Below are 11,413 nucleotides of genomic sequence, written 5' to 3'. Positions count from 1 at the left end.
AATCGGTTACAGAAGCGACGTAATCGATGATTTGAGCAACTGGGTGTAGCGCTGCCTGTACTAAGCGTTATTCTCCTCAGACGCAAACCGGTACCCCTCCGTCGCTACGACGGGTGAACGGTCCCGCACTGCACGTGATGGAAGCTCTGCCTCTGGGAGTCCCGTGTACCCACACGTCGGGGTTGACGCCTCGGGCCTGGCTACGCTCCGCGCGACGGTCCACGAGCTGTTGCGCGGCTTCGTCCCCACCGCGTACGCCGCCCCCGCCTTCGCCACCGCCACCCCCGTCGGCCCGTGCTACGCACTGGCCGACGGCGGCGCCGCGGTCGGCAGGCGCGGCCGCTCGGGCGCGGCCGCCCCCACCGCACGCCGCCCGGCCGCGGACAGCGACAGCGCCCGCATGATGGACCTCGTGGAGCGCGCCCAGGCCGGCGAGGCCGAGGCCTTCGGTCGCCTGTACGACCAGTACAGCGACACCGTCTACCGCTACATCTACTACCGCGTCGGAGGCCGGGCCACCGCCGAGGACCTCACCAGCGAGACCTTTCTGCGCGCCCTGCGCCGCATCGGCACCTTCACCTGGCAGGGCCGCGACTTCGGCGCCTGGCTCGTCACCATCGCCCGCAACCTGGTCGCCGACCACTTCAAGTCCAGCCGCTTCCGGCTGGAGGTGACGACCGGCGAGATGCTCGACGCCAACGAGGTCGAGCGCTCCCCGGAGGACTCGGTCCTGGAGTCGCTCTCCAACGCCGCCCTGCTCGACGCCGTGCGACGGCTGAACCCCCAGCAGCAGGAGTGCGTCACGCTCCGCTTCCTCCAGGGCCTCTCCGTCGCCGAGACCGCCCGCGTGATGGGCAAGAACGAGGGCGCCATCAAGACCCTCCAGTACCGGGCCGTCCGCACCCTGGCCCGGCTCCTCCCCGAAGACGCCCGCTGAGACCCCGGAACCGCCTCCGCCCGCACCCGGGCGGACACCGAGAGCAACCGTCAACTCACCGACCGTACAAGCCCGTTGTGTTCGCGATCCGATCATCCGCCGTCCGTAACCCAAGTGCCGAGCCGCTCGTTGTGCGGGATACAGGCTCCCTGTGGTCACACCCTGACCCTCTTTGATCACTCGATCGTGTGGATGCGGTCAGCGCGTGCAACCCTCAGGACCCCCTGGGGAGTCGACCGTCATGACGAGAGGAGGTGCCGCCAGTGATCGCGAACGTATCGGCGCACCGGCGGGCGAACGCCTTCGCCCAGGCCCTGGAGGAGCAGTCCGACGACCGGGGCGCGGCGGCCGAGCAGCCCGGAGGACCGGCCCCGACTGCCGCGGAACGGACCGATGAGACCCGCTTGTCGGGCCTCGCGACCCGTCTCGGCGAGCTGCCCAGGCCCGCGCTCGACCCCGAGGTCAAGGTCGTCCAGCGCGCGCGGCTGGTGGCCGCCATGGAGGCCATGTTCCGGGAGGGCGCGGCACCGGCGGGCGAGGCGGCGGACCCTTCGGTCCCCAGGCAGCGACAAGGGCGGGGCGCCCATCGGGCGACGACGCTGGGGAAGTTGCGGCCGCGGACACGGCTCACCAAGGGTCTCGCCGCGGGCGGACTCAGCGTCGGCGTGGCCGCGGCCTCCTTCGGCGGAGTCGCCGCCGCCAGTTCCGACGCCCTGCCCGGTGACTCCCTCTACGGCCTCAAACGCGGCATCGAGGACGTCAAACTCGACCTCGCCGACGGGGACAACGACCGCGGGCGGCTCTACCTCGACCAGGCGTCGACCCGGTTGAGCGAGGCCCGCCGGCTGATGGAGCGCGACCGCGCCGGCCACCTCGACCACGAGTCCCTCACCGAGGTCCGCCGCACCCTGACCGGCATGCGGCAGGACGCGTCCGAAGGCCACCGCCTGCTGCACGAGGCGTACGAGCGGGACGGCTCACTCGCCCCGATCCAGGCCCTCTCCGCCTTCTCCGAGTCCCACCGCGAGGCCTGGGGCGCCCTGCGCGAGCGGCTGCCCGCCCAGCTCGGGGACGTCAGTCAGCAGGTCTCGTCGGTCTTCGACGCCATAGACCGGGATGTCGCGCCGCTGCAGTCGCTGCTGCCCCAGCCCCCGTCCCAGAGCGGCCCCGGCCGGCACCGGAGCTCCGCCCCGGGCTCCTCCGGCTCCGCCGACCCCGACGCGCCGGCCCCCAGCACCACCGGCGGCTCCGCACCGGGCACCCACGGCAGCAGCGGCAAGCCCCAGCCGTCCAGCTCCGGCAGCGCCGGCGACGGCCTGCTCGGCGGCGGCACAGGCGGCCTTCTGGACCCCCCGAAGGACAGCGCGAGCAGTTCCCCGTCGGCCGGCAGAACCCCGTCCTCGGGCCCGAACGTCACGCTCCCGCCACTGCTGCCCGGCCTGCTCCCGGGCCTGGGCATCGACGGCGACGACACCAAGTCCTAGTCCGCGGGCGACTGCGACGGGGGCGCCCCTTCCAGCAAGGGGCGCCCCCGTCGTCGTACACCGAAAGACACGGCTCGGAAGAACACGGACTCAACGGAGTCAACGGACTCAGAAGAACACGGACCGCCGCTGCACCAGCAGCTTGTACAACGTGTGCTGGATCTGCTCCCGCACCTGATCCGTCAGGTTGAACATCAGCATCGGATCCTCCGCGGCCTCCGGCGGATACCCGTCCGTCGCGATCGGCTCCCCGAACTGAATCGTCCACTTCGTCGGCAGCGGAATCACCCCGAGCGGCCCCAGCCACGGGAACGTCGGCGTGATCGGGAAGTACGGGAACCCCAGCAGCCGAGCCAGCGTCTTCGCGTTGCCGATCATCGGGTAGATCTCCTCCGCCCCGACGATCGAGCACGGAATGATCGGCGCCCCGGCCCGCAGCGCCGTGGACACGAACCCTCCCCGCCCGAACCTCTGCAGCTTGTACCGCTCGCCGAACGGCTTCCCGATCCCCTTGAACCCCTCCGGCATCACCCCGACCACCTCACCGCGCTCGAGGAGCCGTTCCGCGTCCTCCGCGCACGCCAGGGTGTGCCCGGCCTTGCGGGCCAGTTCGTTGACCACCGGCAGCACGAACACCAAGTCGGCCGCGAGCAGCCGCAGATGGCGCCCCGCCGGATGGTTGTCGTGCACGGCGACCTGCATCATCAGACCGTCCAGCGGCAGCGTCCCGGAGTGGTTGGCGACGATCAGCGCCCCGCCCTTGTCCGGGATGTTCTCGATGCCCTTCACCTCGACCCGGAAGTACTTCTCGTACACCGGCCGCAGCAGCGACATCAGGACCTGGTCGGTCAGCTCCTCGTCGTAGCCGAAGTCGTCGACCTCGTAGTCGCCCGTCAGGCGGCGCCGCAGAAAGGCCAGCCCCCCGGCGATACGCCGCTCCAGGCTCCCTTCCCGGGAGCGGGCCGGCGGCCTTTCCTCACCTGTCACGGGAACATCATCCTGCGGGAGGGCCCCGCCGTGCAGGGGCTGGACCTCGCGGACCACCGCGGGCTCCCCCTTCAGCCGGCTGCTCCCCGCGCTCCGGCGCCGCGACGGCCGCTGCACGGCAGCGCCCCGGGACCGGTCGTCGTCGAACGGAATGACCTTGGCGTCCGCCATCGTTGATGCGCTCCTCAGTGGGCGGTAGGCGTCGTCGGGGGGTGGCCACCGCCCAGAACGGGCAGTGCGGCGATCCGGTCGACGGCCCCCGCGAGGGCCTCCGGCGGCAGCAGTCCGGGCCCGCGGCTGCGCGCGAAGTCCGCGAAGGTCTCCGCGGTCGTGTACTTCGGCTCGTAGCCGAGCGTCTCGCGCATCTGGTCCGTCTCCACGACCCGGCCGTGGGTGAGCAGCCGGATCTGCTCGGGTGAGAAGTCCGTCATGCCCAGCGTGCGCATCGCGGACCCGACCCAGGTGACGGCGGGCAGCAGCAGCGGCACGGTGGGCCGGCCCAGGCGCCGCGCGCACTGCGACAGCAGCAGCACCCCGTCGCCGGCGACGTTGAACGTGCCGCTGTTGAGGGTGCCGCGCCGCGGTTCGTGCGCGCCGATCCGCAACACCTCGATCACGTCGTCCTCGTGGACGAACTGCAGCCGCGGGTCGTAGCCGAACACGGTGGGCAGGACGGGCAGCGCGAAGTACGACGCCAGGGGCGTGTCGGCGCCCGGGCCCAGGATGTTGGCGAACCGCAGCACGCACACGGCGACATCGGGCCGGCGCCGCGCGAAGCCCCGTACGTATCCCTCGACCTCGACGGTGTCCTTGGCGAAGCCGCCGCTCGGCAGGGACTTGGGCGGGGTCGTCTCGGTGAACACGGCCGGGTCGCGGGGCGCGGACCCGTACACGTTGGTGCTGGACTTCACCACCAGCCGTGTGACGCTCGGGGACTTCTGGCAGGCACCCAGCAGCTGCATGGTGCCGATGACGTTGGTCTCCTTGACCGTGGCCCGGCTGCCGCTGCCCAGCGCCGTGCCGGTGACGTCCATGTGGACCACCGTGTCGACGGAGTGCTCGGCGAGCACCCGGGCGATGGTGGGCTGCCGGATGTCGGCCCGGATGAACTCCGCGCCGCCCAGATGGTGCTCGGGTGGGACCGCGTCCACCGCGATGACGCGGTCGACCTCCGGGTCACGCTGGATCCGTCGTACGAACCGGCCGCCGAGCCGGCGGGCCACTCCGGTCACGAGCACGACCTTGCCCAAGATCAGCGCCTCTCTTCCCGTCGCGTCCAGTAGTGGACGTAGCTGTGTCCGCCAGCCTGCCGCGTTCCCCGTATGCGGCCAACTTAGCGGTTCGGTGTTGCGCTGTGATGGCCGCCCGATGCACGAAGTGACGACACACCCGTACGTATGACCAGACCAAGCCATTCGCGTCACAGGCGTACGCACAGCGCGCCCCGGGAGGACCGGGCCGCACCCGGAAAACGACAAAGACCCCCCACCGGTGGTGGGGGGTCTCGCGCGCTCTCGCGCAGAAGCAGGGGCGGCCCCGGGTCGGGGACGCGCCCTACTTCTTGTTGCGACGCTGAACGCGGGTGCGCTTCAGCAGCTTGCGGTGCTTCTTCTTGGCCATCCGCTTGCGCCGCTTCTTGATAACAGAGCCCACGACTTACCCTCGCTCACTTCTCATCACTCGGTGCTGGGCGCCATGGGCCCATACGACCTACGAGGGGCTAGCCTACCCAACCCGAGCGCTGAGGTCGTAATCGAGGTCCCCCCGTAGGCCGCAACGGGCCTCAGGGGGGCGCCGTCAGACCGTCTCCACCCCCACATAGCTGTCGCGGAGGTACTCGTGAACCGCTTGCTCCGGGACCCGGAACGACCTTCCCACCCGGATCGCCGGCAGATGACCGCTGTGCACCAGCCGGTACACGGTCATCTTGGACACGCGCATCACCGAGGCGACTTCCGCCACGGTCAGGAACTGAACCTCGTTCAGAGGCCTCTCGCCAGCTGCAGCCATGACACACCTGCACCTTCCGCACTCGACGGCCACCGGCTTCCCCTTCCGGTGACTCTTCGTCGCTGCGTGCTCACTCCCCAATGTAGGGGCGGGTGATGCGAGTGGGGAAGAGGGGATGGCATCCGCGGCCTACTGTGACAGACACGCTCGATTGAGTACATAGCGAGTAAGCGGTCGGTAGTAATCAGACCGCACAGCGTCATCAAGTGGAACGACCACGGACACCCGCCCCTCCGCCTCGCCGACGAACAGCGCGGGATCGTCCGTATCGGCCAGGCCGATCGCCTCGAACCCGAGCTGACCTGCTCCGCAGACCCAGCCGTGGTCTCCGATGACCAGTTCCGGCAACGGCCCTCCGTCTTCCGCAGCGGCGGCCAGCACGGTGCGAACCGGGAGCGGCGAGTGCGTGTGCGCGCCGGGCTCACAACCGGCTCTTCCGGAGCGCGGTTCTCGTACGAGGGCGACTCCTCGTACGTAATCAAGGTTGTACGTACGTAGGCCGAACCGGGTCGTTATGTCGACACAGCGACCCTGCGCCGGGGTGAGGACGGTACATCCCGCCGCCGACAGGGCGTCCGCGAGCGCGGCGTAGAAGCCGAGCAGCCGGTGCGGGTGGCCGGTGCCGAGGAGGACCGTCTCGCGGCGCCAGGCGGCCCTGGCGACGCGCTCGGCGAAGGCCTCCAGACCCTCCAGCGTGCGGTCCGGATCGATCACATCGTGACCGGAGACATACCGTGGATCGGCCGAAACTCCACACTTGTCCGCCATCAACTCGATCAAATCCTCAGGACTCCACGTCCATTCGGGATCGAGTCCGATCAGTGCGCGGGGGTCGCGGGCGGCGAAGAGCCGATAGCTGCGCAGACTCTCCTCCCGCGAGGTGGCCACGGGCCCGGCCAGCCGGGCGGCCAGCAGATGCGCACGCAGTGCGCCGGTGCTCAACACGCCAGCGATGCTGTCCCAATCACCACGGCCACACCCCCGGAACGCACAGAACACCCCACAGTCGGCGTAACCACCGCCACCCCCACCCCCGCTACACCCCCGCCGCCCTTACCCTTCCCCTCCCTGGGGACCCCGCCCCCAGACCCCGCCGTCGGCCCCGAACGGGTCTGGGGCGGGGGCCCGCGCGGGTGCGCGGCGGAGCCGTCGGCGGTTGAAGGGGCGGAGCCCTGCGAGGGGTGCAGGGGACGCAGTCCCCGCAAGGGGTCCCGGGGCGGAGCCCCCCGGCGGGGTGCAGGGGACGCAGTCCCCGCAAGGGGTCCCGGGGCGGAGCCCCCCGGCGGGGTGCAGGGGCGCAGCCCCAGCCGGGACCCCGGGGGCCGAACTCCCGGGTTGAAGGGGCGCGGCCTCAGTGTCGTTGAAGGGGCACAGCCCCGCGGGGTGCAGGGGACGCAGTCCCCGCAAGGGGTCCCGGGGCGGGGCCCCTGGCGGGGTGCAGGGGACGCAGTCCCCGCAAGGGGTCCCGGGGCGGAGCCCCCCGGCCGGGTGCAGGGGCGCAGCCCCGGCGGGGTGCAGGGGCGGAGCCCTGCGAGGGGTGCAGGGGACGCAGTCCCCGCCAGGTCCCGGGGGCGGAGCCCCCGGCGGGGTTGAAGGGGCGCAGCCCCTGGAGGTCGGGAAGGGTAGGGGCGGCGGGGGCGAAACCAACCCGCACCCGCCCGGCAGGGCTACGCCAGCAACCCGCGCAGCGGAAACGCCGCCTTGCGTGCCGCCAACACCGCCTGGTCGAGCCGGTCGGCCGGGTCGTACCCGGCCTCCCACCCCGCGAACGCCACCGGCCAACGCCCATCCGTCATCCGCGCCGGCGCCAACTGCCGCGTCCGCGCGAAGACTTCCTGCCGCCACCCCTCCGGGATCACGGTCTCCGGCTCGACCGGCCGCCCCGCCGCGATCGCGACGAGATGCGTCCAGGACCTCGGCACGACCTCCACGACCGCATAGCCGCCCCCGCCCAGCGCGACCCACCGTCCGCCCGCGTACTCGTGCGCCAGGTCGTGACAGGCCACCTGCACCGCCCGCTGCGCGTCCAGCGACACCGCGAGGTGCGCCAGCGGATCCTCGAAGTGGGTGTCGGCACCGTGCTGCGTCACCAGCACCTGCGGCCGGAAGTCCGCGATCAGCTCCGGCACGACGGCGTGGAAGGCCCGCACCCACCCCGCGTCGCCCGTCCCCGCCGGCAGCGCCACGTTCACCGCGCTGCCCTCCGCGCTCGGCCCGCCCGTCTCCTCCGGCCAGCCGGTCTGCGGGAACAGCGTCCGCGGATGCTCGTGCAGGGACACCGTCAGCACCCGCGGATCGTCCCAGAACGCCGCCTGCACCCCGTCCCCGTGGTGCACGTCCACGTCGACGTACGCCACCCGCTCCGCGCCCAGTTCCAGCAGCCGGGCGATGGCGAGCGCGGCGTCGTTGTAGATGCAGAACCCCGACGCGCTGCCCGGCATCGCATGGTGCAGCCCGCCCGCGAAGTTCACCGCGTGCAGCGCTTCCCCCCGCCACACCGCCTCCGCCGCCCCGACCGACTGCCCCGCGATCAGCGCGGACACCTCGTGCATCCCGGCGAACGCGGGGTCGTCCAGGGTCCCGATCCCGTACGCCCCGTCGGCCGCCCCCGGGTCCGCGGACGCGGCCTTCACCGCCGCCACGTAGTCCTCCCGGTGCACCAGCCGCAGCGTCGACTCGCCGGCGGGCTTCGCCGCGACCACGTCGATGTCCCGGTCGAGCCCGAAGGCGCCGACCAGTCTCCGGGTCAGCGCGAGCCGGATCGGATCCATCGGATGGTCCCGACCGAAGTCATAGCCCGTTACTGCCTCGTCCCACATCAGCTGTGCGCGGCCGCTCATGTCCGCCACCGTATCGGTCTTGTCCGGGCTTGAACGAACGGGCGTACACCAGTGTCACCAGGACCAATGCCATCGGCACGAGCATGGCGCCCCGGTAGTTCCAGGCGTCCCCGAGCGCGCCCACCAAGGGCGAGCCGACGAGGAAGCCCACGTAGTTGAAGATGTTCAGCCGCGCGATCGCCGTGTCCGAAGCCCCCGGGAACAGCCGCCCGGCGGCCGCGAACGTCTGCGGCACGAGCACACACAGCCCCAGACCCAGCAGGGTGAACCCCAGCATCCCGGCCCAGGCCCCGGGCGCCCCCGCCACCACGGCGAACCCGAGCGCCGCCACCAGCGCCCCGAGCCGTACGACGGCCACGGCACCGAACCGCCGCACCCCGAAGTCCCCGAGGGACCGCCCGAGCAGCGTGGTGACCATGTAGACGTTGTACGGGACGGTCGCGAGCTGCTCGGAGCTGCCGAGCGTGTCCTGGAGGTACTTCGCGCTCCAGTTGGAGACGGTGGAGTCCCCGATGTAGGCGAACGTCATCACCAGGCACAGCGGCAGCAACAGCCGGAAGACGACGGGCCCCGCCTCGCCCTCCCGCCCCTCCCCGATCTCCCGGACCTTGCCGACCTCCCCGATGTTCCCGGTCGCCTCGGCTCTCTCGGCCTTCTCGGTCTTCTCGGCCTCCGGCGACGGGGCCGAGCGCCCGTCGACGTACCACCGGCTCCCGACGAGGGCGGCCGGCAGCAGCACCACGACGACCGGCAGATACGACACCCACAGCGCGAGATGCCAGTGCGCGCCCACCCAGGCGAGCGAGGCACCCACGATCCCGCCCAGGCTGTACGCGGCGTGGAAACCGAGCATGATGCTGCGCCCGTACGTCCGCTGGAGGCTCACCCCGAGCATGTTCATGGAGGCGTCCAGCGCGCCCACGGTCAGTCCGAACGCGCCCAGCGCCACCGCCAACGCGGCCATGTGCCGGCCGGCCCCGACGCCGAGGAGGGCGAGCAGGACGACGGGCTGGGACCAGCGCAGCAGCCGACTGGGCCGGACGCGCTTGACGAGCTGCTCGGTGGTCACACTGCCGACACCGGCGAGGACGGGCACCGCGGCGAGAAAGACGGGGAGCAGGGCGTCGGAGACGCCGTACCGGTCCTGGATGGCCGGAATCCGCGTCACCAGCAGTGCGAAGGTGGCGCCTTGAGCGAAGAAGCTGAACGCCAGCGAGGCCCTGCCGCGCCGCAGCACATCTGTCATGGCGGCGAGCGTAGGGCCCCGGTCTACTGGTGGGTAGATCCAGCCGAAGATGATTTTTGTTCAGCTTTACCTGGCGAGGACGGGCTCGGGGGCGATGGCCGGAACCGCATCGCCGCTCACGTCGGCGACCCCGGACGGCCCGGCCGTTTCCCTCACTTCGGCGGCGAGCATGTGCGCCATCGGGCCGGCGGCCAGGGCACCGCTGACGAAGAAGCCGAGCAGCATCGCGCCGGCGAGGATGACGGAGCCGAGCCAGACCATCGTGTCCACGGGCAGGGTGTAGGCGCCCACGACCCGCACGACGCACTCCCCGAGGAGCACCACGCCCCACACGAGCGAGAAGACCCGCTCGGCCCGCCGGAAGGCCGCGGACCCGCTCCGCAGCCGCGCCCAGGCCGTCTCCCTGGCCGGATCGCCCTTCACCAGCCAGGGTTTCACGGCGGCGGTCATCATCGGCCTGCCCAGCGCCACGGAGACGAGGATCCCGATCCCGATCGCGCTGCTCACGCCACTGTCCTTGGCCAGCATCAGCCGTGGGTCGCCGGAGACGAAGCTGAGCAGCAGTCCGACGACGTTCACGAAGAGGATGAGGGCGGCGAAGGCGTTGACCTTGCGCTCCTTCACCACGCCGAGGACGGTGCGCACGGCGGGCGGGACGCTGCTCCAGGCGAGCGCCGCGAAGGTGCTCATTCCGAGGGCGTCCTTGAAGAGGTAGTACGACCCGACGGGCACCGCCACGTCCCTGATGAGCGGCGCGAAGTTCTGCTTCTTGCTCTGGCTCTGGCTCTGGCTCTGGCTCTGGCCCTGCTTCTGGCCCTGGTTCTGGCGCTGGGACACCGTGTTCGTCGTCATGCCCTCAGCTTCGCCGCCACGGCGGGTCCGCCAGTAGAAACGATCGTCCGGAGCTCGGCATGACAAATGTCAGTGCCGGTCCCCTGGTGCGGGTCATACGAGCAGGTCGGCCAACTCGCCCATGGTGGAGAAGAGTCGGGTGGCACCGTCGAGCCGCTCGGCGGGCGTCATGGCGGTGAACCCGTACACGTCCATCCCGGCGGCCACGGCGGCCTGCACACCGAGCGGACTGTCCTCGACGACCACACACCTCTCCGGCGCGACCCCCATCCGCTCGGCGGCGTACAGGAACAGGTCGGGTGCCGGCTTGCCCCGTCCCACGTCCTGCGAGCTGAAGACGCGCCCGTCGCCGAACCACCGGTCGAGCCCGGTCGTGCGGTGCCCGACCCGGATCCGGTCGTGGCTGCCGGAGGACGCCACGCAGTACGGCACTCCGTCGGCGGCCAGCTTCTCCAGTACGTTCTCGACGCCGGCGACGGGCTTCAACTCCCGCTCGAACGCGGCGAAGACGCGCGCGTGGAAGACGTCGTCGAAGTCGTCCGGCAGCCGCTCTCCGGTCCGCTCCAGGACGAGGTCGTGGACGCGGTGCATGGCCGACCCCATGTAGTCCCGAATGGAGTCCTCGTACGTGGTGGGGTGCCCCAACTCGGTGAGGCAGGCGGCCAGGAGCCGGTTCGAGATGGGCTCACTGTCTACGAGGACGCCGTCGTTGTCGAAGATCACGAGGTCATAGCGCATGACTCGACCCTAAACGCAGAAAACCCCCGTGCCGAATAGCACGGGGGTTTTCTCAAAAATTGTTCGGCGGCGTCCTACTCTCCCACAGGGTCCCCCCTGCAGTACCATCGGCGCTGTGAGGCTTAGCTTCCGGGTTCGGAATGTAACCGGGCGTTTCCCTCACGCTATGACCACCGAAACACTATGAAACTGACAAACCGGCCGTGCGTGACCTGCACGGGGTTGTTCGTGGTTTCAGAACCAACACAGTGGACGCGAGCACCTGAGGACAAGCCCTCGGCCTATTAGTACCAGTCACCTCCACCCGTCACCGGGCTTC

General features: G+C 70.9%; 11 protein-coding genes and 1 rRNA gene. 2 read left to right on the top strand and 10 right to left on the bottom strand.

From position 1 onward, the window contains the following. Positions 1 to 163: 163 nt before the first annotated feature. Positions 164 to 937 (top strand): ECF subfamily RNA polymerase sigma factor, BldN family, encoded by a 774-nt coding sequence (locus ACZ4SW_RS00060; RefSeq protein WP_468235798.1) that lies wholly within the window; start codon positions 164 to 166, stop codon positions 935 to 937. A 263-nt stretch (positions 938 to 1,200) separates the two neighbouring features. Continuing rightward, complete coding sequence (locus ACZ4SW_RS00055; RefSeq protein WP_468235795.1) at positions 1,201 to 2,421, top strand: DUF5667 domain-containing protein; 1,221 nt, start codon at positions 1,201 to 1,203, stop codon at positions 2,419 to 2,421. Positions 2,422 to 2,529: 108 nt separating this feature from the next. On the opposite strand, the gene ACZ4SW_RS00050 is transcribed toward ACZ4SW_RS00055, so the two are convergent. The 10 genes from ACZ4SW_RS00050 to rrf all read right to left on the bottom strand — a co-directional run bounded on the left by ACZ4SW_RS00050 (position 2,530) and on the right by rrf (position 11,272). Then, positions 2,530 to 3,579: a lysophospholipid acyltransferase family protein gene (locus ACZ4SW_RS00050; protein WP_468235792.1), complete on the bottom strand. Its 1,050-nt coding sequence runs from the start codon at positions 3,577 to 3,579 to the stop codon at positions 2,530 to 2,532. 14 nt (positions 3,580 to 3,593) lie between these two features. Further along, on the bottom strand, positions 3,594 to 4,658 hold the full coding sequence (locus tag ACZ4SW_RS00045) for an NAD-dependent epimerase/dehydratase family protein (protein WP_468235790.1): 1,065 nt from the start codon (positions 4,656 to 4,658) through the stop codon (positions 3,594 to 3,596). Between the two features lie 304 nt (positions 4,659 to 4,962). Next, the gene (locus ACZ4SW_RS00040; protein WP_003948845.1) at positions 4,963 to 5,061 is read right to left on the bottom strand and encodes a 30S ribosomal protein bS22; all 99 of its coding nucleotides are present in this window, start codon (positions 5,059 to 5,061) and stop codon (positions 4,963 to 4,965) included. 144 nt (positions 5,062 to 5,205) lie between these two features. Next, on the bottom strand, positions 5,206 to 5,418 hold the full coding sequence (locus ACZ4SW_RS00035; RefSeq protein ID WP_158712621.1) for a helix-turn-helix domain-containing protein: 213 nt from the start codon (positions 5,416 to 5,418) through the stop codon (positions 5,206 to 5,208). A 129-nt stretch (positions 5,419 to 5,547) separates the two neighbouring features. Then, the gene (locus ACZ4SW_RS00030; protein WP_468235788.1) at positions 5,548 to 6,363 is read right to left on the bottom strand and encodes a phosphatase; all 816 of its coding nucleotides are present in this window, start codon (positions 6,361 to 6,363) and stop codon (positions 5,548 to 5,550) included. 722 nt (positions 6,364 to 7,085) lie between these two features. Then, complete coding sequence (locus tag ACZ4SW_RS00025; RefSeq protein WP_468235786.1) at positions 7,086 to 8,258, bottom strand: acetoin utilization protein AcuC; 1,173 nt, start codon at positions 8,256 to 8,258, stop codon at positions 7,086 to 7,088. Continuing rightward, a complete protein-coding gene (locus ACZ4SW_RS00020) occupies positions 8,209 to 9,504 on the bottom strand; it encodes an MFS transporter (protein ID WP_468235783.1) in 1,296 nt (431 codons plus the stop codon). Before ACZ4SW_RS00020 ends, ACZ4SW_RS00025 begins: the two co-directional genes overlap by 50 nt. A gap of 66 nt (positions 9,505 to 9,570) precedes the next feature. Then, on the bottom strand, positions 9,571 to 10,356 hold the full coding sequence (locus ACZ4SW_RS00015; RefSeq protein ID WP_468235780.1) for a VC0807 family protein: 786 nt from the start codon (positions 10,354 to 10,356) through the stop codon (positions 9,571 to 9,573). Positions 10,357 to 10,449: 93 nt separating this feature from the next. Next, entirely contained in the window at positions 10,450 to 11,094 is a 645-nt protein-coding gene (locus ACZ4SW_RS00010; RefSeq protein ID WP_468235777.1) for an HAD family hydrolase, read from the bottom strand. Positions 11,095 to 11,155: 61 nt separating this feature from the next. Continuing rightward, a 5S ribosomal RNA gene (gene rrf / locus ACZ4SW_RS00005) occupies positions 11,156 to 11,272 on the bottom strand. Positions 11,273 to 11,413 lie beyond the last annotated feature (141 nt).

This window comes from Streptomyces sp. NPDC028331 (genome assembly GCF_055565775.1).
The sequence above is the reverse complement of the archived record's forward strand: the minus strand, read 5'-3'. Positions and strand labels throughout refer to the sequence as shown.